Origin of the sequence: Bacillus sp. J33, from assembly GCF_000518885.1 — a bacterium.
GTDB lineage: Bacteria > Bacillota > Bacilli > Bacillales > Cytobacillaceae > Cytobacillus.
Genome location: NZ_JAEL01000014.1, coordinates 25,103 through 51,624 on the forward strand (window position 1 = coordinate 25,103; position 26,522 = coordinate 51,624).

The following is a 26,522-nucleotide window of genomic DNA, read 5'->3' on the forward strand; positions in this document are numbered from 1 at the left end:
CATTTTAAAAAGATTTGACCAATAAAAAGAAACCGCCCTTACCGATGAAAGGCGGTTTCTTTTTTATAAGTATGCTGCTATGTTATTAGCGGCTTTGACGGCCAGCGTTTTGGCCTTTGCGAGCTTCTGCTTGCTGGTTTTGCTGTCTTACTTCAGCAGCATTCGTTTCGCTGGCAAATTCAGTACCGAATTGGCCTTGTCCAGCTTGACCTGCAGATTGAGCGTTTTGTTGTCTTACTTCTTGAACGTTAGTTCCAGCTTGAGTTTGGTTTGGTTGTTTAGCCATTGTAATCACCTCCACGCTCATTAATTTAACCCGGCGAGGAGGAATCTATCCTATCTTTTTTAAAAACCAGAAATATCCAATTTTTATTCTACACAAGAAGCGAAATCCCGCCGTCCACAATAATAGTTTGCCCGCGGATCATACTTGATTCTTCGCCAATTAAAAACATCACCGTATTTACCATATCTTCAATTTCTACCATGCGCCCTGCAGGGGTCTTAGTTTTTGCTTCTTCCAAAAGCTCAGCACGATTAGGAAAATGCTTTAATGCCTCTGTATCGACAGCGCCGCCCGATACAGCATTTACCACAATATTTTTATCTGCCAATTCTACTGCTAAATAGCGTGTAAGTGCTTCTAAAGCGGCTTTAGAAACACCGACTGTCGTGTAATTTTCCAAGTAGCGGATAGAGCCCAAGGAGCTAATGCTAACAATTTTCCCGCCGCCATTTTTCTCCATTAGCTTTGCAGCCTCCTGTGCACAGAACAGCAAGGCCTTACTGTTAATATTCATGGTCCAATCCCAGTGTGATTCTTCCAGTTCCATTGCGGGGCGCAGTACACCAGAAGCCGCATTATTTACAAATACGTCAAGCCTTCCAAATTCACGGTCAATTTCCTGGAAAAGCCCTTTAATTTTTTCTACATCACCAACATTTGCTTTTACTACCAGCACCTTTCTGCCGAGTGCCTCAATTTCTGCTGCTGTCTCATTGGCAGCCGACTTGCTGCGTGCATAATTGATGACAATGTCATAACCTTTCTTTGCTAGCCTGATTGCCGTGGCTTTTCCAATTCCTCTGCTGCTTCCAGTAATGAGTGCTACTTTTTGTGTCATGATTCATTTCCTTTCTAAATATGTATTCTTATTTTCCTAAACAGTTTAAGTAAAGAAATCCCGGGAATTCAGAAATAAAATCCCCGTGTATGCTTTTCATTTTAGCTTTTTCCATGTATAGATGGCAATTTGGATTAAAACACTATATGTAATTAAATTGTGATGAAAGGAAGATTACATATGTATATTGGCCGTGACATGACTGAACTTTCCATGATGCCCAAAACAGAGTGGGAGGACAGCGAACTTGCTTTTTACCACCATTCTTTTCAACAAATTATGCCGTATTTAAATGCCGAGGGACAAACCATCCACAGGGAAATCGTTGAAGAAATTGAAAGCCGCGGCGGTTTAAAGAGACAGGAAGCTGACTATACACACGGAAGTCGTGTAAACTACGATTAAACTAAAGGCTCTTTTCTCATAGATCCCTGTTTTTACTTATTAACCCGATCAGTATACATGTTCTGGCCTCTTCGTCTTACTAGTAATGACGAAGAGGCTAGAAGGCTGCCGCAGCTAATCAAAATCATACTTCCTATCCCTAAAGGGCATGCCCCTTTTTATTTTTTGCTATCCAAAAATTGCTTGAACATTTTTTGGTGGGAAACCGGAAATGGATATTCTTTCATTTCATCAATGCTAACCAATTTTAAATCTGTTTCTTCTTTTTTCAAGGATTTAATTCTCCCTTTGTAAACATTTATGTTCCAGGTTAAATGGGAAAAAACATGCTCAATCTGCCCTGTCATTCCATCAATCTCGATTTCTGCACCATGTTGCGTGTTTAACGCATTCTTCATATGCTCTTTTTCACTTACATAAGCAAGGTTGATTTCCATCATCGGAAATTCCCACAAGTTTGCAAGGAGTCCTTTTGCCGGCCTTTTATGAATCAGAATTCGTCCTTGATCATCTTCAAGAACAGCTGCTGCCAATTGCACATTGCGCTGTTTCTTTGTTCTTGTTTTTACAGGAAGTTCTTGCTGTGTCCCTTCATAAAAAGCAGTACAATGTTCCCTGACAGGACATAATAAGCAGGAAGGTGAGGCCGGTGTACAAATTAAGGCACCAAGCTCCATTAGCCCCTGATTGAAATAAGATGGATTCTCGTGTGAAATCAATTTTCGGACTGCAGCTTCAAAAGTTTTTCTTGAAGATGGCTTGGCGATATCTTCCCAGATGGAAAGGATTCGGGAAAGGACACGCATCACATTCCCATCTACAGCTGGTTCCGGGATGCCATAGGCAATGCTTAATATTGCTCCTGCCGTATATGGGCCAACTCCTTTTAATGCTGAAATCTCTTTGGGATTATCGGGAACTTTTCCGCCATATTTTTCATGGACCTCCCGGACAGCTGACTGAAGGTTTCTTGCCCTGGAATAATAGCCTAAACCTTCCCAGGCCTTTAATACCCTTTCTTCATCTGCTTCAGAAAGATCTTTGATTGTCGGAAACTGTTCAATAAAGCGGTGGAAATAAGGTATAACAGTGTCTACCCGGGTTTGCTGAAGCATAATTTCCGAAACCCAAATTTTATAAGGATCCTTATCTTTTCTCCAGGGCAGTTCCCTTTGCTCGGCTTCAAACCAGCTGAGAAGATCATCTTGAAACCCTTTTATATCAATTGAATCAATAGTATTATGACTTACTTCTTTCAATATTTTTGCTCCTCCTGATGTTAAACAATCGGAAATATGGGAATATATTATTACAGTTGCTTCTTTAAAGCCCAGCAATCCATTTGGGCCAATCCGCCGGATAAAAATGGATCCAGGCTGCCAAACACATTGTGCTTTTTGGATTTTCGAAGCTTTTTCAGCGCAAAATAATGAGACTCTGTTGGAACAAGAAACGATTCGATAATCTTATAAGAATCCGCATCATAATGAGAAACATCAATTTCGGCCGCATCATAAGAAGGCAGCATTTCAATCACCTTGGACATTACGGCCTGATACTGTGAAAACAAAGAGTCTTTTACTTCATACTGCACAATCATTTGAACTTTTGGTTTCATTATAAAGCAACTCCTTTAAAGGTACCCATATTTAGCTGTTATTACAAGAAATTTGTTGATACACTTAAGAAAAGCGGTTGCCCGCTGCTAATTAAGCTATTCACTAAAAGAACCATTTCCCAAGGAAGGAGGTACTTTCCTCTTGGATACCGGTACACATGTAGTAATGGGATTGGCTATTGGCGGCATTGCCACTCTTGATCCGGGTGTTGCACAAAGTTCGGCTACGGCAACCAGTGTAATGATTGGAGCGATCGTCGGCTCGCAAATACCTGATATAGATACTGTGTTAAAGCTAAAGAATAATGCCGTTTATATACGCAATCACAGGGGAATTACCCATTCCATTCCAGCTGTGCTTCTCTGGCCGCTGGCAATATTGGCGGTTATTTATCCTTTGTTTCCGGAAGCAAACTTGTTTCATCTTTGGATTTGGACATTTTTGGCCGTTTTCCTGCATGTTTTTGTCGACATATTTAACGCATATGGGACACAAGCACTGCGGCCTTTTTCGTCGAAATGGATCGCATTGGGCGTCATCAACACTTTTGACCCATTTATTTTTGGGATCCATGTTGTGGGATTATTTATCTGGGCATTCGGCGCTCATCCAGGTTATACATTTTTAGTCATCTACGGAATCATTGTCGTGTACTATCTGCTTCGTTTTGCAGCCCAAAGAAGGGTCTTAAACGCTGTAAAGGCAATGATCCCAGACGCAACCGAAATCATTATCGCTCCAACAATGAGATACAGCCATTGGCGTGTGGCAGTTATGAGCAAGCAGCAGTTTTTTGTTGGGCGCGCTGTTAAAAATCATATACGGATACTGGATCAATTTAACCGAGTTCCTGTTCCGGAAACTCCTGTGCTTGAAGCTGCAAAGAAAGATAAGAACCTATCCGCCTTTTTATCCTTTTCACCGGTTTACCGATGGGAAGTGGATGAATATGATGATTATTACGAAGTCCGTTTTATAGACCTTCGCTATAGGAGCAATGGACATTATCCATTTGTAGCTGTTGTACAGCTTAACCGGGATTTAACAATCCAATCTTCTTATACAGGATGGATATTCAGCGAAGAAAAGCTGCGAAAAAAATTGGATATCGTTCCAGGTTAATCAGACTATAATTCGAAGGTCTGCGAGTTAAAATTAAACTAAACAGGCTGCCTCCAAAAAAGGCAGCCTGCTTTTAATTAAGTTTGTTTTTATCCTGTTCAAGCAAGTGCTTATATTTAGGATTGTTTGCCACAAACTCATGGAGTCTGCTTCCGTAATTTTCTACCCATTGCCTTACAATCCGCTCAGTCATTTCACTCCCTTTATACTCTCTGCCCGCCTTGGCATAAGTTGCTTCAAAGTCCTCCCAGAGAAGTTCAATCCATGTTTGGGCCTGTCCAGCTGACAGCCTGTCATTTTTTTTCAATAATAGCTCATAAAGCTTTTGCTGGTACTCGTTCATAAATATCACCTCTTTACCATTTATTAATGTCCTGTATCTTTCATAGCCTTCGAAAAAAAACAAATAATAGTATTACGTGATTGGCTTATGCTGGTCACACTCTTATTCCGGTTTAGGAGGCTGCTTATTATGCGCAATAAAGCAAGAAATTTCCCAAATCAAAATAACAATAAACTGGAGGGTGAGCCCAGGGCTAAAGCTGAGTACGCTTCACGCCGGGCTGATGGCACCATTAATACACACCCTCAGGAACGGATGAGAGCTTCATCAAACCGCGAAAATGATACACCTGAATTTTAAAATTTCGAGGAGGCTTGATTATGGGAAACAGCAAAAAATTTTTTGGTGACAATCCGTATTCCAGTCCATTTACTTCACCGAACTTCCGGCCAAAAAAAGCCCATTCACAAGTAAATGGAGAAACCCAGCAAACTCAAGACCTCATCATTTTAGAAGCACAAACCAGAAAGAGATCCTGATTGAATTAAAAGAGGATGTTCATTCATCCTCTTTCTTCCAGTTTTTTAAGCATGGAAATCGGCAAAGCCTCTTCTCCCTTGCTGCCATTCAAACGAAAACCCCAGGCAAAAATCCCATTCATATATTCAATTTTAAAGTACGCGCCTGGATCACCCTCAATTTGATAAATTTCGCCTGGTTTAAAATCATCAGGATTGAGCAGATATGATTTCGCCATAATTACTTTACGCTCCAGCACAGCAAACTCATTTACCATACCCATCTGCTCTGCCTTCCTGGCTTTTTCATTTAGAGCGGCGATCTCCTGCTGAAGCTCATATGTAGTCATTGTGCTATATCTTTTTTCCTGCATTTAGGACCCCTCATACTTTCTGTAGATACTTGATCTATGTTTTGGCCAATCTAATTTTAGAAGTATTTTATTAAGTTATTCTCCATAGTTAAGTATATGGGAAAAGTCTTGGTTAGAAAAGACTTGCCTTTGAGTAAATAAGTCTCTTATAGTTCATAAATTGCTGTTTTAGTTTATGAATCATGCCCGTTGATCCACCACGGGACACACTTGCTTTCCGCGGGGAGCGATGCGAGCCTCCTCGTGCTACAATTGTATTTATTGTTCTTATAAAGGAGAGATACATGTGAAATCCCTCATAATCACCGGTGCAGGATCCGGTTTAGGAAAGGAGCTTGCCTTATTGTACGCTAGGCAGGGCTTCCATATTATTTTAACGGGGCGTACACTTGCCAAACTAAAGAGTGTGGAAAGGGAAATCAAAGAAACCGGAGGAAGTGCTCAATCTTTTTCTGTTAATGTTGCAAAGAATGAAGAAGTCCGCCAATTTATAAAAGAAGCAGGCCGAATCCATCCTCTTTTTGGCTTAATCAATAACGCAGGTATTGGACATTTTGGCCCAGTGGAAAAACTGGAGCAGCATGAAATAAGCGAGATGCTGGATACTAATGTGTTAGGCCCAATTTATATGACGCAGGCTGTGCTGCCCTATTTAAAAGAAAAAAACGAGGGCTTCCTTATGAATATTATTTCTACTGCTGGATTAAAAGGAAAAGTAAATGAATCTGTTTATGCTGCAAGCAAATTTGCTGTAAGAGGATTTACTGAGAGTCTTCAGAAAGAGCTTGAAGACACCAACATTATTGTCAAGGCGGTATATATGGGAGGCATGGATACACCTTTCTGGGATGAAAGCGACCACATTAAGGACAAATCAAGGCTCCGCTCTCCGAAAGAAGTAGCAGAGATCATATTGCACAGCATGGATGAAGAGCCAATTGTAATCGAATCAAAAAGAAAGTAACACATGGTTTTAGCCATGTGTTATTTATATATCATCATCCTTTAAGTATTGCTCAATTAAATCAAAGGAAAAGCCTTTCCTGAAGAGGTTTTGTTTCATTTTTTGCTTATATTCAAAGTCAGGAAGTTTAGCGTATTTTCGTTTGGCTTTTTCCGCCTGGAACTTTAAGGCCGCCAATTCTTCATCTTCTTCTTTTTCGATCTCTGTTTGCGAAATGGCTTCTTGAATAATTTCAAAATTAAAACCTTTACGCAGCAGCATTTGTTCCAGTTTTTGCTTAAGTATCTTCGAAGATTCACGGGTAAGTTTTTGAGCCTGTTTTTCACATAGTTTTATGGCTGTATCCAGTTCAGCTTCCCTTGGATACTCCTCAATTGCTTTATCAATTAAATGGGGGGAAATCCCCTTTTCCTTAAGTTCACTGCGGATTAATCCGCTTCCTTTATCTGATGTATTCATTTGAGTACGCACGAAAGCTCTTGCAAATTCTTCATCATGTAGAAATTGATACTCATATAATTTATGAATAACTTCCTGTATGACAGGTTCATCAATTTCTTTTTCAGCTAAATGTTTGCGGACTTCGGTTTCTGAACGCATTCTTCTGGATAAATACTGAATAGCTGTATTATAAGCTTTCCGTATATCGTCGTGGTAGCCAATTTCACTTAGGGCGAATTCATCAAGAGCCAGCCCTTTTTTCAGCTGGTGTTTAATTAAAACATCTTCATCCACACTAAATGCATATTCTTCACCTTTGCCAAAATCCATATATATATTGTAGCGGTCTTTATTTTTTTTCTGTACTGTGATTTTTGTAATTATCGGCATTTTCTCCACCTCTTTTTTAAATGTAACATATCCAAAAAAGGTTTTTGAAAGAAAACGTCGTAAAATATCAGAAAAGCGGAAGCGCCTTGCCAAGGCAGAATGCAGACTAAAGATGCCACATCCTGTTGCAATGTCTGCTTGACCCGCATCCTCCCAAAAGCTCCCGCTTTTGGTCGTGCGATGAGTATGCTGACGAAGCTTTCCTTGTCCTGCGGGCCTCAAGCACAAGACGATCCTTACGGGAAGGTGTTCTTTACCTTTCTGGGAGGATTGGCTTGTGACCTCGAGGGGGTAGGCGCTGTAGCTAGACAATTATCTAAGTTCTGAAATATATACTTATTTTTTCATAAAGTATTGCCACTTGAAAGGGGAATATTCCATGAGAATAGCCATAGCAGGAGGCTCCGGTTTCGTTGGAAACGCCTTGGCAGAGAATTTATTGGAGAAAGGGCATGAACTTTTTATTTTAACGAGAAATGCAGCCAATAAACATCATCATTCCAAAAATCTTCAATATGTACAGTGGCTGAACAAAGAAGATTCTCCAGAAGATGAGCTGGAAGGTATTGACGTCTTGATCAACCTTGCTGGGGAATCCATAAACAGCGGGAGATGGACACCAGAACGCAAGAAAAGAATCTTAAACAGCCGGCTAACGGCAACTAAGGAGGTTCTCCGCATAATTAGCCGTCTGGAAGAAAAGCCCTATACATTAATTAATGCCAGTGCAGTTGGATACTATGGGACATCAGAAAATGAAACATTTGATGAGGATTCAAAAAGCCGCGGCTCAGACTTTCTCTCAGAGACGGTAAAGTGTTGGGAAATGGAAGCATCTAAAGCGGAAGAATGGGAGGTCCGTACTGTTTTCTGCCGTTTTGGAATCATTTTGGATAAAAATGAAGGCGCTCTTCCGCGAATAGCATTGCCTTATAAATTTTTTGCCGGGGGAACAGTCGGATCAGGCAATCAATGGGTTTCCTGGATTCATTTAAAAGATGTTGTAAAGGGAATACTTTTTTGCATTGAACAAGAATATTTGGAGGGGCCCGTTAATTTCACTGCCCCGAATCCTGTTAAAATGAAAGTATTTGGCCAGATACTTAGCGAAGTCCTCAGCCGTCCTCACTGGATTCCAGCACCAGAATTTGCTTTAAAAATAATTCTGGGAGAAATGAGCGCTCTTGTATTAGAGGGACAAAAAGCACTCCCTGGGAAGCTGGAAGCTTACGGGTATAATTTTTTGTTTACGGACTTAAAAACAGCTCTCACGGATATCTATTCTTGATGGTTTCCGGGTTTTTCAAAACTTAGTATCAATTCCTTCAAATTAGGGAAAAATAAGGTAAGTGTGAACCTTATTTCGAAAGGATGATACAAGTGGACAAAAAGAAGAAAGACAAATCCAAAAGTACATTATCCAGTATGCAGGAAGTAACCTATTCAAGAGAATTTAAAAGAGCGGACAAAGCAGGCGGATTTGCCGGAAGGCAGACAAAACATTAATTACCACCTATGACCGGCTTAATAAGAGTACATGATAAAAGTACGGAAGCAATTTGTTTCCGTACTTTTATTGTTGAAAGGGGTTTTAAACAATGGGCCGTGCACATGGACAAAAAACTCGTGATAAAAATAAAGCATCACTTCCACAAGTACCAAAGAACATGAAATCTGACGGCATAGACGTAGAGTTTAACCGCGAGCTTGCCGATCAGGAAGATCTCGAGGCAATGGCACGTTCCAATGCAGCCAACCAGCGGGTTAAGAACAGACAAAGACGCTAAGCTGCATTAACAAAGTTAAGAAGCAGGGACATTTATTCCCTGCTTCTTACATTTTAGTTTAATAATTGTGCGCTTCTCTTTTACCGATTCTGTGTCCGCCTTTTTTCACCATGGTCTTAAGATATGGAATCGCGAATCTGTCAACGCCCCAGAAATATGCCCCGCTTCCGGTAAAGAGAAGGATGATAGCGGCTGTATATAAGATTGGATTTGTGCTTGTAGTTCCTGCCAGTAAAAAGTTAAGGTTCATAAATGCTCCTGCGATTAAAGCTGGGATGGTTGCTGCGCCAAGGATTAGCCCGATACCCACAAGAACCTCTCCCCATGCGACTAAAAAGCTAAATAAGTCTGCATTTGGCATCGCTATACTTTCAAGGAATTCAGCATACCAGCCTTGCACGGCCGGATGATCGCCTCCTGCCTTTGCGATGGCTCCCTGCATAAACCCGCCTGCATTAAATCCATCTGCAACCTTGTGCCAGCCTGCTTCAAGCCACTGCATGCCAAGCCAAATTCTTAATATCGTCCACGCAACAGCTGCTTGCGGAGTTTTCCACCATTTCATGATAATCATCTCCATAATTTATTGTGAATTGTTTCACATGTATTTTTAAAATTTTTTATCCACTTTGGATATTTAAAAGCCGGCCAGCTCTTGTGAAGAAAGGTCGCTTTAGTGAATCCATTTGTGAAATGTTTCACTATCTTTCTTCACTTTTAATATACTCCTTAAAACGTCTTTCCGCAATGCACTTCACCAATTCTTCACAATTATTGGGCTAATGTTGGGTTAGTTGTACACATAATCTTATCCACAACACTGTGGATTTTGTTGATAAGTTAGATAAACACTGTAATATATATAATTAACCTTTCTTATGCCTGTTAATAGTATTTGGCGAATACTTCTGTGGATAGTGTTCATAAGCTTGTTGCCCCCACTTGTAATACAGCTTGAACATGTTGATAAATACATATATATGGGAAACAGCTCTATAATCATATTATTACTGGTTCTTCGGTTCTTTTTATTGCTAAAAAGTTCTCTATCAAAAGTATTTATTAAAAATACGATTTCTTCTATCCAAAGCTGGGAATAGGAATGATATGTCTGCAAAGCGCATTCAGCTAGAAATAAAGGAGGATCTTTTTAAATATGCTGGAGAATTTACTGAAAGATCTCATTTCTATTAATAGCTCTATTAAGGAGGAGGCTAACCGGGCAATTGAATACTGCCATCAATGGATGTCCGGCCATAACCTCCCATCCGAAATAATTGAAAACAACGGCTATAAAATGGCAGTCTGCGAAATTGGAAGCGGCGACCAAACAGTCATCTTCAACGGCCATGTTGATGTTGTATCAGGCAAGGATGAACAATTTATCCCTGTAGAAATTCGGGATAAAATCTATGGCCGCGGCGCAGCAGATATGAAAGCTGGAGTAGCCGCCATGATGTGTGCAGTCAAAGAGCTTCACAATCAGCCTATAGGTGTGAAAATCCAGCTCCAAATTGTGTCAGATGAAGAAATCGGAGGGTTTAATTGTTCGGGCTACCTTGCAGAGCAAGGGTACCGCGGTGATTTTGTCATTTGTTCTGAGCCAACCCAGCTTGGTATTGCTCTAGAAGCTAAGGGTGTTATAAGGCTGGATATCGAGATTGAGGGGGATCCGGCCCATGGCAGCCGGCCTTGGGAAGGGGTCAGCGCCATTGAAAAAGCTTTTGAAGTTCATCAAAACCTAATAAAATTGCCTTTCGCAAAAGAATCGTCGGAGTTCTATCCATATCCATCCATTAATCTTGCTAAAATAAATGGCGGCGATGTTTACAACAAGGTGCCTGAAAAATGCGTGATGTCCTATGATATCCGCTACTTGCCTACACAGAACCATGAAGACGTCATCAAACAAATCGAAAGCATTACTGATGGCGAAGTAATCGTCAATATGTTCAGCAAACCGCTAATAACAAAGAGGGATAACCCCTTCATTTTAATGCTCGAACCGATCGTCGAAAAGTATACCGAAGATAAAGCGGTATTCTTTGGCCAGCACGGTTCTGCGGATACAGTATTCTTCGCAAATTACGGGATCCCTGCTATCGAGTTTGGCCCCTCCGGAATGAATTGGCATGGTGACAAAGAATATGTCCTTCCGCATTCAGTCCATATATATGAAAAAATGCTAATAGATTTCGCTATGAAGTTTTCGAATTAACAAATTAATGAAAGATATAATAAAAGGAGGATTTGAGTTTTCCCAAATCCTCCCTTTCAATAAATATTCAGTGCCCCCACTGCTGCTTTCCCATGGAGCTGAAAATAAAAGCCCTCCTGTTCGAGCAGTGAATCATGTGTTCCTTCTTCAATAATGCGCCCTTCTTTTAGTACAATGATTTTATCGGCATTTTGAATCGTATTTAGCCGGTGTGCAATGACGAAGCTAGTGCGGCCCTTCATGAGTTCCTGGAGGGCATCCTGGATTTTGAGCTCTGTCACCGTATCAATGCTGCTTGTTGCCTCATCCAAAATCAAAATGCTTGGATTAGCCAGGAATGCCCGTGCAATGGAAAGCAGCTGCTTCTGCCCTTGACTGATGCCATTTCCATCCTGACTCAGCACAGTATCGTACTGCTGCGGAAGCTTCATAATAAAGGAATGAGCATTGGCAAGTGTGGCCGCCTCCACTACTTCTTCATCTGAAGCTTCCAGTCTGCCATAACGGATATTTTCACGGACTGTTCCCCTGAAAAGGAATGAGTCCTGAAGGACAAATCCCATATGCTTCCGCAAGCTTTCTCTTTTCACATGTATTATATCTTCACCGTCTATCAGAATGCTGCCTGCGCCCCGTTCATAAAAACGGGACAGCAAATTAATCATCGTTGTCTTGCCGGCTCCTGTTGGGCCAACAAAAGCAGCCGTCTGACCCGCTTTTACGTGAAGGTTAATATTCCTTACTGTATTGCCATCTTCTTCATATGAAAAAGAAACATCCCGAAACTCAACCTCTCCTTTAATAGTAGTAAGCTCTTTAAGATGCTCTTCTTTCTTAAATTCATCCTCTTCATCCATTATGTCAAATACCCGCTCCGCCCCTGCAATTGCAGACAAAAGCGTGTTAAATTGATTTGCCAGGTCATTTAGCGGACGTGTAAATTGACGGGAATACTCGGTAAATATGACAATGACACCGATTGAAATCATTCCATTCAGGGCAAAAATACCGCCTATCCCGGCAATAATGGCAAAGCTCAGGTTATTCAGCACATTCATCAGCTTCGGAATAAATCCTGAATATGTCTGTGCCCAGAAGCCAGCCACCCTGAGCTTTTCTCCTTTCTCTTGAAACTCTGCCATGACTTTCTTTTCCTGTGAAAAAGTCTTGATAATTCGCTGTCCAGATATGGTTTCTTCAATAAAACCATTCAGCTCGCCTAAATTTCTTTGCTGCTCCTTGAATAGCCTTCCTGTCCGTTTTGTAATCCATTTCATTCCAAAGAACATTAACGGCACAATGATAAGCGTAATGAGCGTAAGCAGCGGGCTTAGCCACATCATAACAGAAACTGTGCCAACCAAGGTCAAAAGGCTGGAAAACACCTGGATAACTGAACTATTTAAAGTAGTGCTGACGTTTTCAATATCATTTGTTACCCTGCTCATTAACTCTCCCTGCTGGCGCTTATCGAAGAAAGGGATTGGCAGCTTATGCAAATGCCTGAACAGCTTTGTCCTCATCGCAAAAACCGTTTCCTGTGCAATGCCGATCATCCAATAATTCTGAAGCCAGAGTGATAGCGAATGCAGCACATAGATAACTGCCAGCCCGGCCAGCAAGATGATAAACCCTTCACTGTTCCGTGTGACAATATACTCATCAATTGCCACACCAACTAAATATGGGCCAAGCAGCCCTAGAGCGGAACTGACAAGCACCATGAAAAGAACGAGGAATAACAGCCCTTTATTATAAGATAAATAGGTCCATATTCTCTTTAATGTGGCACCCATCTTTTTTGATTTGGGCTTTTTCCCTTTTTGAACTTCTCCATTAAGATCCAATGGGATTTTTTTATATCGGAATGGCCTTTTCAGCTGTTTAAGCATAATCCCTGTTCCCCTCTCTGGATTGGGATTGGTAAATCCGTCTGTATAATTCTGATGTATGAATGAGAGCATCATGTTCACCTTCAGCGAGAAGCCTTCCATCCTCAAGCAATAAAATTCTGTCTGCTTCCATTGCTGTACTGATTTTCTGCGTAATAATCAGAGTCGTACATGTATATTTCTTTAGAGATCCAAGCAGCTTTGCTTCTGTTTTCATGTCCAGGGCACTTGTACTGTCATCAAGAAGTAAAATTTCCGGCATTCTTACAAGCGCCCGTGCAATTGATAATCGCTGTTTTTGCCCTCCGGATAAGTTTACACCCTTTTGCCCTACTCTTGTGTCATACCCCTTAGGCAGTTTCATTATGGTTTCATGAATTTGTGCATTCACAGCTGCTTCAGTAATTTCCTCCATGGTGGCATCTTCCTTCCCCCATGATATGTTCTCTTTTACACTGCCTGTAAAAAGCAGCGCTTCCTGCGGGACAAAACCAATTTTCCTGCGGAGGTTTTCCATTCTCATTTCACGGACATCATGCCCATCAATCCTCACCTCTCCTCCGGCAACATCATAAAGCCGCGGGATAAGCTGGAATAGGGACGTTTTGCCCGCTCCTGTTGCACCAAGGATGGCAATTGTTTCTCCAGGATTAATCTTAAAGCTGATACTATCCAGGACCTTCTCGGACGTTCCAGGATATTGAAATGAAACATTCTCAAATTCTATTTTTCCTTCTCTCACTGTTAAGCTCTCATTGGAGTCTAAATGATCGGCCAAATCTACTTCGGTTTCCAAAACCTCGGTAACACGATTAGCAGACGCCCGGGCCCTTGAAAAGGCCATAATAATCCAGGAAAAGATGGAAAAAGCGGCGGTGATTCTAGTGGCATAGTTTATAATTGCAACAACTTCTCCTACCTTCACATCCCCTGTATTGACCTGTATGCTTCCAAACCAAAGCACTCCCAGTATGCAAAGATTCATAATCAAAAGGAGAACAGGCATTGTCACTTCCATGAGACGCAATGCCCGAATTGTCCCATCCCTAAGATCCTCATTTGTACGGGTAAAACGATTAACTTCATGCTTCCTGCGGACAAAAGCTTTAATTAGGCGGATTCCTGTCAGATTTTCCTGCATCACGCTGTTTACTCCATCTAATGTTTCCTGAACAGCCTTAAAGAGCACTCCCCCTTTGCCCATTATCCAAATTAGAAATAAAAACAGGAATGGGGCTACAGCTGATAAAATCAGAGCCAGCTTCACATTTACTGCAAAAGCCATTAAAAGCCCTCCGATAATCAATAAGGGCGCCCTCATCATAATCCGCAGACTCATAAAGACTGTATTTTGAAGCTGCGTAATATCATTGGTCATTCTGGTGATAAGAGAAGATGTCGGGAAAAGATTAAAGTTGGCAAATGAAAAGGATTGTACCTTGTCATACAAGCTTTTTCTTACATCAAACCCAAAGCTTTGGCTAACGTGGGCAGCATAAAAGGAATTAATAACCCCTGCAGCAAAAGCCGCAAAAGAAGCAGCTGCCATAATCCCTCCCCATTTCATAACCTCCTGGAGATCATTTTGCATAATTCCGTTATCTATGATTTTGGCCATTAACAACGGCTGAATAAGCTCAACCGCAAGCTCTGTCAGCATTAGTGATAATGCTACCGCCACCGCCATCCGGTAAGGCTTAAGAAATGAAAAAATCCTCGGCATTCAGAGTCCCCCAAGCTGTAATTACAAAATATGTACCAAAAGGCGTTAAAATCCTTCGAAAAACTAAATATTATACCGTTATAATTATAATATCCCTTTTTACAAAATTTTTGAATAATTTAACTGTAAAAATAGCAGAAGATTCGCAGGCGCTGCCACCCATTTGTATTCACGAAATCTAAAAACATATTAATAAAAAAACGCCTGGATATTTCCAAGCGTCTATTTATTCTTATGAACAGGGGCAATAAGGTCAATCCGGTTCGTCCAAATGCCGCCGGAAAAGCTTTCCGGAAGGCGTCCCAGATCTTCAGGGCTGTCAAATCCTTCAGACCAGCTTCCGTCACCTGCAACCACTATGACTTTCGTATCTGCATCGTCCATTCTATTTAAAAACTTATTCGGCCATCCCCACATCCATTTTGCATAAGCTTCCGGGATATGGATCTGTTTCTTTTCACAGGAATTTGGCATATATCCTGTCCAGCCTGCTGCTATGTAGGGCAAGAGGCAGCTTTTCATGGTTGCCTTTGACATCACGCGCATGCCAGGCATTTTTTCCTGGAGTGCAGCAATAGGTTCATCGCCCCCATATACAGTTATATTCTTCAGCCTGCTTTCCGGAAATTTTGAAAGAAACTCAGCAAGCTGTTTTCCTTCCTTTGGATCATTGCTTTTAATATGGATTAAAAAATTCCCTTCCGGAAAATGCTGCATTACTTCATCAAGAGTAGGCATCAGCCCAATTCCTTTCCCCCGGAAAGGATAAGTTTTTCCGTTGTCGGCCGTATAGCCGTACCCAATGTCAAGCTGTTTCAGTTCAGCCATTGTATGTTCCCTGGTAACCCCCTGGCCATCTGTCCGGCACTCAAGTGTCCAATCATGAAAAACCGCAAACTGGCCATCCTTTGTCGGCTGGATATCCAATTCCACCACATCAGCTCCAGCTTCAAAAGCAGCCTCCATGGAAGGTATTGTATTTTCAATAAAAGGATGTTCAGGTTCATAAATTCGTTCTGCTGTACATGTATTCCCTGTTATTCCTTCCATATGGAAGGTCTGCGCCAATCCTCTATGAGCCAGCAGCAAGGGCTTTTGATCCCTTTCTTTTGTAAACATTGAGGTGTTATTGGCAAACATAAATACAGCAAGAATTAATAAAAACATAAGCAGTCTTTTAAAAAATATTTTTATCTTTCTCATATATCCTCCAGCTTGTTTCCTTTCGATCATACCCGAACATTTTACCATAATATCGCCAGCTAAAATACAAAAGGCCAAATCAATCGATTTGACCTTCAAATAAATACTAACTTGATTTTCGTCCTAGATAGGCCTCCATAATTCTTGGATCATTCAATAGCTCTTGGGAATTTCCTTCCGCTACGATTTTTCCTGTTTCCAGCACATATCCATAATCAGATATGCGCAGAGCCTGTCTTGCATTCTGTTCCACCAGAAGAACTGTTGTGCCTGCTTCGTTAATTTCTTTAATAATCTTAAAGATATCGGCAACAATCAACGGGGCCAATCCCATTGACGGTTCGTCCAGAAGGAGAAGCTTCGGCTTACTCAGAATGGCTCTGGCAATGGCAAGCATTTGCTGCTGTCCTCCAGATAAAGTCCCTCCAAGCTGCTTCTGCCTTTCATCAAGTATAGGAAACCTTTCCATTATACGTTTAATATCGTGTTCAATTTCATTATCCTTTCGATGATATGCTCCCATTTCCAGATTTTCAAAAACGGTCATTCCTGCAAGAATCTGCCTTCCCTCCGGAACAAGTGCTATGCCCTTTCTCAGCAGTTGATCAGGCCGTAATCCCGTCACATCCTCACCCTGAAATGAAATGCTGCCATGCTTCGGTTTCAGAAGTCCAGATATGGTCTTCATGGTCGTTGTTTTCCCGGCTCCGTTTGCACCAAGAATTGTAACTATACTGCCTTCTTCCACTTCCAGGGCGATGTTCTTAAGTACTTGGATTTGGCCATAATAGGCGGAAATGCCATTTACCTTAAGCATAAAGATCTTCCTCCTCACTGCCGAGATAGGCTTCGATGACATCAGGGTTATTTTGAATATCGTATGGTGTACCTTCAGCGATTTTCTTGCCAAAGTTGAGAACTGCAATGCGGTCGCATAATTTCATTACCAGCGGCATATCATGCTCGATTAAGAGTATCGTAGTTCCTTGTTCCTGAATTTTTTTAATTAGGTTAAAAAGTTCGCTTGTCTCCGTTTCGTTCATTCCCGCTGCCGGCTCATCGAGGAGCAGAAGCTGAGGGCTGCTGGCCAATGCCCTTGCAATTTCCAGTCTTCTTTGCTGGCCATAAGCCAGACTGTCTGAAACAATCTCTGCATAACCTCCCAGCCCAACAAACTCAAGCAATTCATTTGCTTTGCGGCGGATTCTTTCTTCTTCCTGACGCTGTGTTTTTGTCCTGAAGACACTGCTAAACACCCCTGCCTTGCTCCGGCAGTGTTCCCCTACCATGACATTTTCCTCAGCCGTCATCTGCGGAAATAGGCGAATATTCTGGAATGTCCTGCAAATGCCTTTTTCGGTAATCATGTGAGGTTTCAGGCCTGTTAAGTTATCACCATTAAATAATATTTCGCCAGAGGAAGGTGTAAACATGGATGTAATTAAATTGAACATCGTTGTCTTGCCTGCGCCATTCGGCCCAATTAGCCCAAAGATTTCTCCATTGTTTATAGTGAATGAGACATCAGACAGAGCACTCAGCCCGCCAAAGTTTTTACATGCTTTTTTGACTTGAAGTACCATGCTTTTGCCCCCTCTTAGACGTTTTCAGCTTGATCCAATTTAAAATGCTGACATCAATAAGTCCTTGTGGACGGACAGCCATCATGATAATAATGATCAATCCGTAAATCATATAGCGGTATTCGCTGATAAAACGGAGCACTTCCGGCATGACAGTTAAAAATAACGCTCCAAATACTGGCCCCCAAATGACCTCACTACCCCCAAACACGGCAAAAATCAGAATCTCGACTGCACGATGATAGGCGAAGTCAGCAGGGCTTATGTATGCAAGCACATGTGCAAACAATGTGCCTGCGAATCCTGCTACTAAGGCACCTTGTGCAAATGCAAGAACTTTATAATAGGTTATGTTGATTCCCATTGATTCTGCAGCTTTTTCATCCAGCTTAATCGCAGCAAAAGCCCGTCCTACACGTGAGTGGTTTTGCCTTCTGAAAAAAGTGATAATCGAGATGGTAATGATTAATAGCAGCAGGAAAATTGCAAGGAAAACAAATTGATTATTTTGAAGGCCGAGAACCTTAGGATCGAAGCCAAAGCCTTTTAGTGTATTGAGGATTTCGCGTCCCATATGCGGAATCCCTGAGAGGCCAACAGCTCCCATTGTCAGCGACTCCCAGTTTACAAAAATAACGCGGATCACTTCTCCAAAACCAAGGGTAACAATTGCCAGGTAAACTCCTTGAAGCCTCAAAGCCGGAATTCCAATCAGGATCCCGAACAAGCCTGCCATTAAAGTCCCTGCCAGTATCCCCACAATAATCGGAAGGTCAAAATTCAGCGTCAAAAGTGCGGAAGTATAGGCCCCAATCCCCATAAACCCTGCATTGGCAAGGGATAGCTGTCCGGTTGATAGTGTAATATAAATGCTTACCCCAAGTATAATGTTAATCAATATAAAGGAAGCAACCTGTAAATGATATGGATTGATTAATTCTGCAAGCATGAATTCACCTTCTTACGCTGATATTTTTTGGCCGAACAATCCTTGAGGCCTAATGAGAAGTATAATGATAATGGCCACAAAAGCGATTGCATCCTTGTAGCCGGAATTGCCGTAAACAACAACAAAGGTTTCTGCCAATCCAAGGATCAGTCCTCCAGCCATTGCACCTTTGACATTTCCCATGCCGCCGAGAATGATGATAGCCAGACCCTTTAATCCGATGGATAATCCCATCTGCGGCGTAACAGAGTTGAAAGCCATCCCGACCAGAATGCCTGCAATTCCCCCCATTGCCGATGCAATAATAACGGTCATTGTAATCGTTCTTTTAACATCAACTCCAAGGAGGCTCGCCGTTTCAAGATTTTCTGCTGTAGCTCTCAACGCCTTGCCTGCCTTTGTTTTTCCAAGCCAAAAAGAAAGTGTGTACATCAGCAGTACAGAAATGACAAAAATGACAATCTGCACAAGATATACAGTGATAGACCCAATTTGAAAACTTATTTCGGCAAATGACGCTCTGAACGGATGATTCCCCGGGCCAAAAAGATGATGCGAAAGGTTCTCCAGCAATATCGATACACCAATCGTACTGATTAATGGAGCCAAATGTGAAACACCTTGTTTATTGCGGAGGGGCCTCAGAGCAAACCGTTCAAGCATATACCCCATAGCGGCAGTAACCAAAATAGCTGCCAGGAATGCAAGCCAAAGCGGGCCTTTGAAGGTAGCGGTCACTACAACTCCTATAAAAGCACCGAACATAAAGATTTCTCCGTGGGCCATGTTAATAATGCCAAGTACCCCGAAGACCAAAGTAAACCCAAGTGCAACGATTGCATAAATGCTGCCAAGAGTTAATCCGTTTATTAATTGTTCAATTAACACGGCTATCCACCTACTAACATATTTTTATAAAAGCTAGCAATCTTCATTTTTATAAGTAAAGCTCAGGCACTATCGGCGCCAGAGCTTTACTAAGAGATTTTTATTATTGGCTCTTTTCTTATAAATTTTGCCCGTTGATTTCAGCACGAGACACTTGCTTTGCGATGCGAGCCTCCCTGGCTTCGCCCGTGTGTCTCCCGCTTCCCTCTTTTCTGAGCTGGTGTCTAATGCCCTCCGCTGCAATCAACTCAGTCGGTTAAACTGCCTTCGCCTTCAAAAAGCAACAAACTTAACGAAAATAGCCTTATTATTCAAACACCTTGAAAGCTCCATCTTCAATCACCAGGACGGTTGGATCCATGACGACATCCCCTTCTTCATCAAAAGAGAATTCTCCCAGAATGCCATTAAAGCCTTTGATCTCAGCTAATGCATCACGCAGCGCATCACGGTCAGACTCACCTGCATTTTTCAGTGCTTCTGCCATAATGTATAGAGCATCGTATGCCTGGGCAGCAAATTGGTCAGGTTTTTTTCCGTATTCTTCTTCAAATTTGCTGACAAACTCCTGGACCTTTTCATCTTCCTTTTCACCATACCAAGGGGTTGCAACAATTAGTCCATTTGCCGCGTCACCAGCAATGTTGATTACCTCTGGGGAGTTAAAGCCATTTCCGCCGACAAAAGGTACATCAATCCCCATTTTTCGGGCCTGGTCCATAATGACTGCTCCTTCGTTATATAGTGCAGAGGCCAAAATCAGATCAGGATTTAAACCCTTGATTTTCGTTAACTGAGCATTATAGTCTGATTGTCCTTTTTGGAATGTTTCAATCGTTAAAATTTCAAGGCCTTTTTCTTCTGCAGCTTTTTTCATCGTATCGAAGCCTGATTTTGTAAACACATCATCGTTTCCATATAGAATTGCAACTTTTTTTGCATCATATTTTTCAATGGCTTTATCGATTGCAGCCGGGATCGCCAACGCTTCAGGAAGCGAGTTCCGGAAAACATAATCCCCAATCTGCGGGATGCCTTCTGCTGTCGTTGAAGTTCCCATGATTGGCACTCCATTGAGATCTGCCTCAGGTCCTACAACATTCATTTCTGTACTTAAAGTAGGCCCGATAATGCCAGTTACATTTTCGGAGTTCATCAGCTTTTGCGCTGCGGTCAATGCCTGATCCTGCTTGCCTGCTGAATCCTCAATAACAAGGTTAATCTCTACTTCCCCTTTGCTATTAATCTCATCCTGAGCAAGCTTTAAGCCGTTTGTAATGGCTTCTCCATAAGCCGCTCCCGGACCGCTGATATAGGAAATGACTCCGATATCCGCTTTAACTGTTCCCCCGCTGCTATTTCCTTCTTTATCCCCGGCAGTTTGATTGCCTCCGCATGCAGATAGTACAAGCAAACTGGACAGTGCCGTAAATTGGGCAAATCTCTTTAATTGTTTTCTCATCTTCCAACCCCCTATTTTTCAGAAATAAATAAATATTCAAAACTATATTACTATTTAAATACAAATGCTCGTCAATGTAAATAACATTATGGAAACTTTTCTTACATAATTAATTGACAAATAGAAGAGTACTTTGGTTTGTTTGGAAAATGTCTCCTTCCATTGTCTTCTGCCAACAAAATAAGAAGGAAATCTTTGTTTTTCGGGAACATTGTCGGAACTTGTCACAGAATTGTAAGATTAATCTAAAGAAATAATCAATGGAGGTGTCCAATAGGATGGAAGCGATTACAAGGGACTTTTTTCTATATCTCTCTAAAAATAGTTTATTAAACAAAATTGCCCAAAACCGCGGCGGAAGTTTTGCTGCAGGAAAATTGATAGGCGGAGTGGACTTCCAAAGCAGCGTCCGCTTTATAAGAGACTTAAATAATCAGGGGCTTTCGGTAACTGTTGACCATTTGGGAGAGTTTGTTGATTCCGTTGAAGTTGCGAATGAGCGGACAGAGGAATGCATTTCTACGATTGAAATGATCAGTAAAGAAGGCTTGGATTCACAAGTATCCCTCAAAATGACATCCCTGGGCCTGGATATTGACCGTGATCTCGTTGTGAAAAATATGACCCGAATCCTGGATACCGCTGAAAAGCACAAGATTATGGTTACAATTGATATGGAGGATGTTCCCCGCTGTCAGGCGACTATTGACTTGTTTAGGCAGTTTAAAGAAAAATACAGCTGCGTGAGCACAGTTTTGCAGGCTTATTTGTACCGGACTGAAAAAGACCTGCAGGATCTTGGCAAGTACCAGCCGTTTTTGCGACTTGTTAAAGGAGCTTATAAGGAGGCTCCGGAACACGCCTTCCCTGACAAGAAAGATGTAGATGAGAACTACAAAAAATTAATCAAGCAAAGTTTATTAAACGGAAATTATACAGCAATAGCTTCTCATGATGATCAAATCATTGAGTACACAAAAGAACTGGCCAAGAAGCACAATATTCCGAACGACCGCTTTGAGTTTCAAATGCTTTACGGCATGAGAAACAAAACACAGCTGGAATTGGCCAAGCAAGGGTATAAGATGCGCGTTTATGTCCCATATGGAATGGACTGGTATGGCTATTTCATGAGAAGGATGGCTGAACGCCCTGCGAATATTGCATTTGCATTCAAGGGTATTTTTAAAGGTTAAAATCAGGTAAAATATTTTTCTTTCAAAATAGTAAAATCCCGCTATAATTAATACAAAAACAAAAGAAAGATTTCCTAAGCAGTGAGAAAGCAAAGATATACGCTTTCTCACAGCTTGTTTTATCTAAATATTTACAAAATTATATAAGGGGGTTTCTCGATGGATTATGCATTGCTTATATCCATTTCTATCTATATGATTGGAATGCTTTGGATCGGCTATTACGCCTATAAGCGAACTTCCAATCTATCCGATTACATGCTTGGCGGCCGAACACTTGGTCCTGCTGTTACCGCTTTAAGTGCGGGTGCATCCGATATGAGCGGCTGGCTTCTAATGGGGCTTCCAGGCGCCATGTATGCGACTGGTTTAAGTGCATCCTGGATTGTCATCGGCTTAACGCTCGGCGCATGGGCTAACTGGCTGTATGTTGCACCAAGGCTGCGCACTTATACTGAGGTAGCCAATGACTCGATTACCATTCCTGGGTATTTGGAAAACCGCTTCGGCGATACATCCAAAATCCTTCGCCTGATTTCGGGATTAGTTATTATGATTTTCTTCACATTCTATGTTTCATCAGGCATGGTATCCGGCGGAGTATTATTCCAAAGTACTTTTGGATTGGATTACCATACAGGACTATGGATCATCACAGGTGTAGTAGTGTCCTATACGCTTTTTGGCGGATTCCTTGCAGTTAGCTGGACAGACTTTGTCCAGGGACTAATCATGTTTATTGCTTTGATCCTTGTACCTTTAGTAACCTTATTCCATGTAGGCGGCTTTGGTCCGGCAATTGATTCAGCCCGATCCATTGACCCTGCACTTCTTGATATTTTCAAAGGGACAAGCCTGCTAGGCATCATTTCCCTGTTTGCATGGGGCCTGGGCTATTTCGGTCAGCCTCATATCATTGTCCGCTTTATGGCAATCAGCTCAGTAAAAGAAATCAAAAAAGCCACCCGCATTGGAATGGGCTGGATGATTTTCTCAAGCATCGGCGCGATGCTGACAGGTTTTATCGGCATTGCATATGTTGCAGATGCCGGAATTAGCATGGAAGACCCTGAAACGATTTTCATCCTGTTGGGTGAAGTATTATTCCACCCGATTATTACCGGCTTCTTAATTGCAGCAATTCTTGCAGCCATCATGAGCACCATTTCTTCCCAGCTTCTTGTAACATCCAGTTCCTTAACGGAAGACTTGTACAAGACATTCTTCCGACGCTCTGCTTCAGACAAGGAACTGGTTACAATCGGAAGACTATCTGTTTTGCTTGTATCTATCGTTGCATTGTTTATTTCATGGGAGAAAAATGAAACGATTCTAAGCCTTGTGGGCTATGCATGGGCAGGGTTCGGATCTTCATTCGGACCGCTTATCATCCTTAGCTTATATTGGAAGCGCATGACAAGATGGGGAGCTTTGGCAGGAATGGTTGTTGGGGCAAGCACCGTTATTATTTGGTCAAGTGCCGGCTTATCCGGAATGCTGTACGAAATGATTCCAGGCTTTGCTGCCAGCCTTATTGCCATCATTGTTGTCAGCCTTCTGACAGGCAAACCTTCCAAAGAAATCGAAACACAGTTTGACTCCTTTGAGAAGTCTTTTAAATAGTCTTTACACAGGACTGGGCAAAAAATGCCCAGTCTTTTTTCTTTTGCCCAAATCCTGGTGGTGCCTGACATTGTTTTTCTCTATAATAAAGAACAGCGATACTTAGGAGGGAGCCATATGAGCCAGCCGCTGGAGAAGATCCTTAATTTGACAAATATTGATGAGATAACGGAAATGGTCAGCACTTTTTTAAAGAAGCCGGTTGTCATAGAGGATGCGCAATTCTCGCTGCTGGCCTACAGCTCTTATTATATTGAGCACTTTGACCTTGCCAATCAACAGACGATTTTTTCTAAAAGATGGCCGATACCCATTTTGGAAAAATTTATGGACGAAGGCATTGTCGATCAGCTGAAAACAATTCCAGAACCATTCCGCATTAAAAAAATGGAAGAGATTGGACTTAATCAGCGAGTAGTAGTAAGCGCGAAATATAAAGAACACATCTTGGGGTATATCTGGATTCAGGAAACAGATGGTCTGCTATCAGATACCGAACTGAGTTTTTTGCACGATATCTCTTTTCATATTGGCAAGCTGCTATATCAGAAAAACTTGCTAAAGCTTCGAAAAGATGAGGAGAAACATCAATTTTATAGAAAAGTTATTGACCGGACCTACCAAACAGAGGATCAAATCAAGTGGGAAGCGGCAAATGTAAAAATCATACTTCCCGAGGCCTTTATCGTGAATGTGTTTACCGTTGCCCAGGCGGACGAAGAAATTTTTGCAGAACTGGCTGAAACCGTGCGCTTGTTTGCGAATGCTCTCAGCCATCCAGCCCATATTTTTACAAACCAGCTGGAAATTATCGTATTGATCGGAAGCAGTTCCCCCGCACCAGGCAGCCTATCGGAAGATGCACATGAACTGACCAATACTGTCCTAAGCCAATTTAAGCACCAGGCAGTTTATGCAGGAATTGGCGGTGAATATAACTCCATTCTAAAGCTAAGAAAAAGCTATGCAGAAGCGCAGGAGGTTATAAAAGCTGCAAAATTCATCGGTTCACCCGAAGAACTGCCATTCGATTATAAAAAACTATGGGTTTTCCGCTATTTGGAGCCTATTGCCCAGCATAACAGCAAAACCAAGTACGTTAATGAGGACCTATTAAAACTTCAGAAAAAGGATCAGGAAAGCCAGACAAATTTGCTGAAAACACTTGAAGTTTACTTATTGAACAACTGCCGCCTCAAGCCGACAGCGGAACAGCTTTTCATACACACCAATACTCTAAAATATCGTATGAAGCAAATTACAGACCTCACTTCCATCGATTTTGATGACTTTAACACAAGATGCCAGCTGTATATCGACTTACAGCTGCTCAAACGCAAAAAATAAGCTGATTCCGGGATAAGGAGTCAGCTTTTCTAATTTCATCAAGCCGGGCGCCTCTGTGCCTCTAATACAACCCAGCATTATAAAAATTCAAAAAAAAATGCCTGTCCCCATTGTGGGGAGCAGGCATTTTAATTTTCCTCTTTTTCAGGTTTAAACAGAAAGTATGAAATGACGCCAGATAATAGCGCTGCACCAACTGCTATCATCATTCTGACCGACATATCTATTTGCTGATAGTCCTTGTTTAGCATCCACATAGCTGCTGCAGCTACCAGGATCATGATGGGTATAATGATAACCTTTCTATTGTTCAAGATTTCTAACTTCCTTTCATTAGCATCAGATAAGCTGTTTGGACTAAATCTATTATATAAAAAAAGAAGGCAAATGAGTAATTATCCCTCTATATTGCAACCCCTTCCAATTGTCACAATTATTAAACCTTAACTTTTTGGCCGCATTCCCTTTACAAAGGGTGTTTATGGGCTTTATAATCCCGTTGTTCAACTTTTTACGATAAGCGAAAAATAATGATAAAGGAGGTTGCGGTGATGCGGCAAAAAATTCTTTCCTTTTTATTGATCAATCTGGGAGCATTCCTTGTTTCAATAAATGTCCACTTTTTCTTGTCTCCTAATAATTTAGCAACAGGAGGAGTCAGTGGGCTCTCGATTATCATGAATGACCTGTTCCCTGGACTTTCAATCGGCACCTTTATGATTCTTGTCAATATTGTACTTTTTATGATCGGATTTGTTTTCCTTGGCTCAGGCTTTGGCGCTAAAACCATCTATGCAAGCTTTGCCCTGGCATTCTTTGTGTGGGTGCTTGAAAAATTTGCTCCAATGAGCCAGCCGCTAAGCGATGATATACTAATTCAGCTGATTATTGGCCAATGCATCGCCGCAACCGGCATGGCAATTGTATTTAACCAGCAGGCATCGACCGGCGGAACGGACATTATCGCTATGATTTTTAATAAATACCTAAACATCGAAGTAGGCCGAGGGGTGCTGCTTGCTGACTTATCGATTGCACTATCCTCTGCTGTTCTTTTTGGACCGCAAGTCGGCATGTATGCATTCTTTGGTGTAATTATAAATGGGTTTGTTATTGATTATGCACTTCAGCAATTCAATTCAAATAAAGAAATTGTCATCATCAGCAGCCACAGCGATGAAATTAAGTCATATATCGTTCATGAACTTGGCAGGGGAGCAACTATCCATACTGCAACTGGCGCCTTTACTTCCGACAGAAAAGAAGTGATTACTACCATCCTTGGCCGCAAAGATTTTACCAAACTGAAGGGCTATATCACCCAGGTAGATAATAAAGCCTTTATTACTGTCCATACAATGAATGAAATTCTCGGTCAAAACTTTAAACGGCTGGCATAAATAGTAAAAGC

At 41.6% G+C, this 26,522-nt stretch carries 30 protein-coding genes; 13 read left to right on the top strand and 17 right to left on the bottom strand.

Annotated features, from left to right (window positions below; translation table 11 throughout):
- Positions 1-85: 85 nt before the first annotated feature.
- A complete protein-coding gene (locus L634_RS0106325; RefSeq protein WP_026581723.1) occupies positions 86-286 on the bottom strand; it encodes a gamma-type small acid-soluble spore protein in 201 nt (66 codons plus the stop codon).
- Positions 287-374: 88 nt separating this feature from the next.
- Positions 375-1,124 (bottom strand): enoyl-[acyl-carrier-protein] reductase FabL, encoded by a 750-nt coding sequence (fabL, locus tag L634_RS0106330; RefSeq protein ID WP_026581724.1) that lies wholly within the window; start codon positions 1,122-1,124, stop codon positions 375-377.
- 180 nt (positions 1,125-1,304) lie between these two features.
- Between fabL and L634_RS0106335 the strand changes: the two genes are divergently transcribed.
- Complete coding sequence (locus L634_RS0106335) at positions 1,305-1,529, top strand: hypothetical protein (protein WP_026581725.1); 225 nt, start codon at positions 1,305-1,307, stop codon at positions 1,527-1,529.
- Between the two features lie 158 nt (positions 1,530-1,687).
- On the opposite strand, the gene mutY is transcribed toward L634_RS0106335, so the two are convergent.
- Together mutY and L634_RS0106345 are read right to left on the bottom strand one after the other, a co-directional pair.
- The gene (gene mutY / locus L634_RS0106340) at positions 1,688-2,788 is read right to left on the bottom strand and encodes an A/G-specific adenine glycosylase (protein WP_026581726.1); all 1,101 of its coding nucleotides are present in this window, start codon (positions 2,786-2,788) and stop codon (positions 1,688-1,690) included.
- Between the two features lie 50 nt (positions 2,789-2,838).
- A complete protein-coding gene (locus L634_RS0106345; RefSeq protein ID WP_026581727.1) occupies positions 2,839-3,147 on the bottom strand; it encodes a hypothetical protein in 309 nt (102 codons plus the stop codon).
- 142 nt (positions 3,148-3,289) lie between these two features.
- Here L634_RS0106345 and L634_RS0106350 point away from each other — a divergent pair, with 142 nt between their 5' ends.
- On the top strand, positions 3,290-4,270 hold the full coding sequence (locus L634_RS0106350) for a metal-dependent hydrolase (protein ID WP_026581728.1): 981 nt from the start codon (positions 3,290-3,292) through the stop codon (positions 4,268-4,270).
- A gap of 73 nt (positions 4,271-4,343) precedes the next feature.
- Here L634_RS0106350 and L634_RS0106355 read toward each other — a convergent pair whose 3' ends face one another.
- A complete protein-coding gene (locus L634_RS0106355) occupies positions 4,344-4,613 on the bottom strand; it encodes a YfhJ family protein (protein WP_026581729.1) in 270 nt (89 codons plus the stop codon).
- A gap of 129 nt (positions 4,614-4,742) precedes the next feature.
- Here L634_RS0106355 and L634_RS0106360 point away from each other — a divergent pair, with 129 nt between their 5' ends.
- Together L634_RS0106360 and L634_RS32525 are read left to right on the top strand one after the other, a co-directional pair.
- Positions 4,743-4,913, top strand: coding sequence for a small, acid-soluble spore protein K (locus tag L634_RS0106360; RefSeq protein ID WP_026581730.1), 171 nt, complete (start codon positions 4,743-4,745; stop codon positions 4,911-4,913).
- Between the two features lie 20 nt (positions 4,914-4,933).
- Positions 4,934-5,092, top strand: a complete 159-nt coding sequence (locus L634_RS32525) for a YpzG family protein (RefSeq protein ID WP_084028849.1) — start codon at positions 4,934-4,936, stop codon at positions 5,090-5,092.
- A 23-nt stretch (positions 5,093-5,115) separates the two neighbouring features.
- Here L634_RS32525 and L634_RS0106370 read toward each other — a convergent pair whose 3' ends face one another.
- The gene (locus tag L634_RS0106370; RefSeq protein ID WP_026581731.1) at positions 5,116-5,445 is read right to left on the bottom strand and encodes a YfhH family protein; all 330 of its coding nucleotides are present in this window, start codon (positions 5,443-5,445) and stop codon (positions 5,116-5,118) included.
- 286 nt (positions 5,446-5,731) lie between these two features.
- Here L634_RS0106370 and L634_RS0106375 point away from each other — a divergent pair, with 286 nt between their 5' ends.
- Positions 5,732-6,409 (top strand): SDR family NAD(P)-dependent oxidoreductase, encoded by a 678-nt coding sequence (locus L634_RS0106375; protein WP_026581732.1) that lies wholly within the window; start codon positions 5,732-5,734, stop codon positions 6,407-6,409.
- Positions 6,410-6,433: 24 nt separating this feature from the next.
- Here the strand turns inward: L634_RS0106375 and recX are convergent, their stop codons facing one another.
- Positions 6,434-7,240, bottom strand: a complete 807-nt coding sequence (gene recX / locus L634_RS0106380) for a recombination regulator RecX (protein ID WP_026581733.1) — start codon at positions 7,238-7,240, stop codon at positions 6,434-6,436.
- Between the two features lie 379 nt (positions 7,241-7,619).
- Between recX and L634_RS0106385 the strand changes: the two genes are divergently transcribed.
- From L634_RS0106385 to L634_RS0106395, 3 genes are all read left to right on the top strand, one after another.
- Positions 7,620-8,528, top strand: a complete 909-nt coding sequence (locus tag L634_RS0106385) for a TIGR01777 family oxidoreductase (RefSeq protein WP_026581734.1) — start codon at positions 7,620-7,622, stop codon at positions 8,526-8,528.
- 83 nt (positions 8,529-8,611) lie between these two features.
- On the top strand, positions 8,612-8,746 hold the full coding sequence (locus L634_RS32530; protein ID WP_084028850.1) for a YfhE family protein: 135 nt from the start codon (positions 8,612-8,614) through the stop codon (positions 8,744-8,746).
- 92 nt (positions 8,747-8,838) lie between these two features.
- The gene (locus L634_RS0106395) at positions 8,839-9,027 is read left to right on the top strand and encodes a YfhD family protein (RefSeq protein ID WP_026581735.1); all 189 of its coding nucleotides are present in this window, start codon (positions 8,839-8,841) and stop codon (positions 9,025-9,027) included.
- 58 nt (positions 9,028-9,085) lie between these two features.
- Here L634_RS0106395 and L634_RS0106400 read toward each other — a convergent pair whose 3' ends face one another.
- Positions 9,086-9,592 (bottom strand): DoxX family protein, encoded by a 507-nt coding sequence (locus L634_RS0106400; protein WP_026581736.1) that lies wholly within the window; start codon positions 9,590-9,592, stop codon positions 9,086-9,088.
- A 591-nt stretch (positions 9,593-10,183) separates the two neighbouring features.
- Here L634_RS0106400 and L634_RS0106405 point away from each other — a divergent pair.
- A complete protein-coding gene (locus tag L634_RS0106405; RefSeq protein ID WP_026581737.1) occupies positions 10,184-11,245 on the top strand; it encodes a M20 family metallopeptidase in 1,062 nt (353 codons plus the stop codon).
- 56 nt (positions 11,246-11,301) lie between these two features.
- Here the strand turns inward: L634_RS0106405 and L634_RS0106410 are convergent, their stop codons facing one another.
- The 8 genes from L634_RS0106410 to L634_RS0106445 all read right to left on the bottom strand — a co-directional run bounded on the left by L634_RS0106410 (position 11,302) and on the right by L634_RS0106445 (position 20,945).
- Positions 11,302-13,137 carry an ABC transporter ATP-binding protein gene (locus L634_RS0106410; protein WP_026581738.1) on the bottom strand — a complete coding sequence of 612 codons (1,836 nt, stop codon included), beginning with the start codon at positions 13,135-13,137 and terminating at the stop codon, positions 11,302-11,304.
- On the bottom strand, positions 13,130-14,860 hold the full coding sequence (locus L634_RS0106415; RefSeq protein ID WP_026581739.1) for an ABC transporter ATP-binding protein: 1,731 nt from the start codon (positions 14,858-14,860) through the stop codon (positions 13,130-13,132). Before L634_RS0106415 ends, L634_RS0106410 begins: the two co-directional genes overlap by 8 nt.
- Before the next feature lie 222 nt (positions 14,861-15,082).
- Complete coding sequence (locus tag L634_RS0106420) at positions 15,083-16,063, bottom strand: glycerophosphodiester phosphodiesterase family protein (RefSeq protein WP_026581740.1); 981 nt, start codon at positions 16,061-16,063, stop codon at positions 15,083-15,085.
- A gap of 106 nt (positions 16,064-16,169) precedes the next feature.
- The gene (locus L634_RS0106425) at positions 16,170-16,880 is read right to left on the bottom strand and encodes an ABC transporter ATP-binding protein (protein ID WP_026581741.1); all 711 of its coding nucleotides are present in this window, start codon (positions 16,878-16,880) and stop codon (positions 16,170-16,172) included.
- Positions 16,873-17,646, bottom strand: a complete 774-nt coding sequence (locus L634_RS0106430) for an ABC transporter ATP-binding protein (RefSeq protein ID WP_026581742.1) — start codon at positions 17,644-17,646, stop codon at positions 16,873-16,875. The genes L634_RS0106425 and L634_RS0106430 overlap by 8 nt, the downstream gene beginning before the upstream one ends.
- Complete coding sequence (locus tag L634_RS0106435) at positions 17,618-18,595, bottom strand: branched-chain amino acid ABC transporter permease (RefSeq protein ID WP_026581743.1); 978 nt, start codon at positions 18,593-18,595, stop codon at positions 17,618-17,620. The genes L634_RS0106430 and L634_RS0106435 overlap by 29 nt, the downstream gene beginning before the upstream one ends.
- 12 nt (positions 18,596-18,607) lie before the next feature.
- Positions 18,608-19,483 carry a branched-chain amino acid ABC transporter permease gene (locus tag L634_RS0106440; RefSeq protein WP_026581744.1) on the bottom strand — a complete coding sequence of 292 codons (876 nt, stop codon included), beginning with the start codon at positions 19,481-19,483 and terminating at the stop codon, positions 18,608-18,610.
- 307 nt (positions 19,484-19,790) lie between these two features.
- Entirely contained in the window at positions 19,791-20,945 is a 1,155-nt protein-coding gene (locus L634_RS0106445; protein WP_026581745.1) for an ABC transporter substrate-binding protein, read from the bottom strand.
- A gap of 278 nt (positions 20,946-21,223) precedes the next feature.
- On the opposite strand from L634_RS0106445, the gene L634_RS0106450 reads away from it, so the two are divergent.
- The 3 genes from L634_RS0106450 to L634_RS0106460 all read left to right on the top strand — a co-directional run bounded on the left by L634_RS0106450 (position 21,224) and on the right by L634_RS0106460 (position 25,111).
- The gene (locus L634_RS0106450; RefSeq protein ID WP_026581746.1) at positions 21,224-22,141 is read left to right on the top strand and encodes a proline dehydrogenase family protein; all 918 of its coding nucleotides are present in this window, start codon (positions 21,224-21,226) and stop codon (positions 22,139-22,141) included.
- Between the two features lie 159 nt (positions 22,142-22,300).
- Entirely contained in the window at positions 22,301-23,764 is a 1,464-nt protein-coding gene (gene putP / locus L634_RS0106455; protein ID WP_026581747.1) for a sodium/proline symporter PutP, read from the top strand.
- Between the two features lie 117 nt (positions 23,765-23,881).
- On the top strand, positions 23,882-25,111 hold the full coding sequence (locus L634_RS0106460) for a PucR family transcriptional regulator (RefSeq protein WP_026581748.1): 1,230 nt from the start codon (positions 23,882-23,884) through the stop codon (positions 25,109-25,111).
- A 128-nt stretch (positions 25,112-25,239) separates the two neighbouring features.
- Here L634_RS0106460 and L634_RS0106465 read toward each other — a convergent pair whose 3' ends face one another.
- Positions 25,240-25,425 carry a hypothetical protein gene (locus L634_RS0106465; protein ID WP_026581749.1) on the bottom strand — a complete coding sequence of 62 codons (186 nt, stop codon included), beginning with the start codon at positions 25,423-25,425 and terminating at the stop codon, positions 25,240-25,242.
- 237 nt (positions 25,426-25,662) lie between these two features.
- Between L634_RS0106465 and L634_RS0106470 the strand changes: the two genes are divergently transcribed.
- Positions 25,663-26,511, top strand: a complete 849-nt coding sequence (locus L634_RS0106470) for a YitT family protein (protein WP_026581750.1) — start codon at positions 25,663-25,665, stop codon at positions 26,509-26,511.
- Positions 26,512-26,522: the final 11 nt, after the last annotated feature.

Excerpts from the sequence above, each read along its gene's own strand:
- L634_RS32530 (WP_084028850.1), top strand. The coding sequence starts at position 8,612 with ATGATACAAGTGGACAAAAAGAAGAAAGACAAATCCAAAAGTACATTA.
- L634_RS0106470 (WP_026581750.1), top strand. The coding sequence starts at position 25,663 with ATGCGGCAAAAAATTCTTTCCTTTTTATTGATCAATCTGGGAGCATTC.
- L634_RS0106355 (WP_026581729.1), bottom strand. The coding sequence starts at position 4,613 with ATGAACGAGTACCAGCAAAAGCTTTATGAGCTATTATTGAAAAAAAAT.
- L634_RS0106370 (WP_026581731.1), bottom strand. The coding sequence starts at position 5,445 with ATGCAGGAAAAAAGATATAGCACAATGACTACATATGAGCTTCAGCAG.
- L634_RS0106385 (WP_026581734.1), top strand. The coding sequence starts at position 7,620 with ATGAGAATAGCCATAGCAGGAGGCTCCGGTTTCGTTGGAAACGCCTTG.
- L634_RS0106405 (WP_026581737.1), top strand. The coding sequence starts at position 10,184 with ATGCTGGAGAATTTACTGAAAGATCTCATTTCTATTAATAGCTCTATT.
- L634_RS0106400 (WP_026581736.1), bottom strand. The coding sequence starts at position 9,592 with ATGAAATGGTGGAAAACTCCGCAAGCAGCTGTTGCGTGGACGATATTA.
- L634_RS0106395 (WP_026581735.1), top strand. The coding sequence starts at position 8,839 with ATGGGCCGTGCACATGGACAAAAAACTCGTGATAAAAATAAAGCATCA.
- L634_RS0106430 (WP_026581742.1), bottom strand. The coding sequence starts at position 17,646 with ATGGTACTTCAAGTCAAAAAAGCATGTAAAAACTTTGGCGGGCTGAGT.
- L634_RS0106360 (WP_026581730.1), top strand. The coding sequence starts at position 4,743 with ATGCGCAATAAAGCAAGAAATTTCCCAAATCAAAATAACAATAAACTG.
- L634_RS0106460 (WP_026581748.1), top strand. The coding sequence starts at position 23,882 with ATGAGCCAGCCGCTGGAGAAGATCCTTAATTTGACAAATATTGATGAG.
- L634_RS0106415 (WP_026581739.1), bottom strand. The coding sequence starts at position 14,860 with ATGCCGAGGATTTTTTCATTTCTTAAGCCTTACCGGATGGCGGTGGCG.
- putP (WP_026581747.1), top strand. The coding sequence starts at position 22,301 with ATGGATTATGCATTGCTTATATCCATTTCTATCTATATGATTGGAATG.
- L634_RS0106435 (WP_026581743.1), bottom strand. The coding sequence starts at position 18,595 with ATGCTTGCAGAATTAATCAATCCATATCATTTACAGGTTGCTTCCTTT.
- L634_RS0106335 (WP_026581725.1), top strand. The coding sequence starts at position 1,305 with ATGTATATTGGCCGTGACATGACTGAACTTTCCATGATGCCCAAAACA.
- L634_RS0106450 (WP_026581746.1), top strand. The coding sequence starts at position 21,224 with ATGGAAGCGATTACAAGGGACTTTTTTCTATATCTCTCTAAAAATAGT.
- recX (WP_026581733.1), bottom strand. The coding sequence starts at position 7,240 with ATGCCGATAATTACAAAAATCACAGTACAGAAAAAAAATAAAGACCGC.
- L634_RS0106345 (WP_026581727.1), bottom strand. The coding sequence starts at position 3,147 with ATGAAACCAAAAGTTCAAATGATTGTGCAGTATGAAGTAAAAGACTCT.
- fabL (WP_026581724.1), bottom strand. The coding sequence starts at position 1,124 with ATGACACAAAAAGTAGCACTCATTACTGGAAGCAGCAGAGGAATTGGA.
- L634_RS0106410 (WP_026581738.1), bottom strand. The coding sequence starts at position 13,137 with ATGCTTAAACAGCTGAAAAGGCCATTCCGATATAAAAAAATCCCATTG.
- L634_RS0106325 (WP_026581723.1), bottom strand. The coding sequence starts at position 286 with ATGGCTAAACAACCAAACCAAACTCAAGCTGGAACTAACGTTCAAGAA.
- L634_RS32525 (WP_084028849.1), top strand. The coding sequence starts at position 4,934 with ATGGGAAACAGCAAAAAATTTTTTGGTGACAATCCGTATTCCAGTCCA.
- L634_RS0106445 (WP_026581745.1), bottom strand. The coding sequence starts at position 20,945 with ATGAGAAAACAATTAAAGAGATTTGCCCAATTTACGGCACTGTCCAGT.
- L634_RS0106420 (WP_026581740.1), bottom strand. The coding sequence starts at position 16,063 with ATGAGAAAGATAAAAATATTTTTTAAAAGACTGCTTATGTTTTTATTA.
- L634_RS0106425 (WP_026581741.1), bottom strand. The coding sequence starts at position 16,880 with ATGCTTAAGGTAAATGGCATTTCCGCCTATTATGGCCAAATCCAAGTA.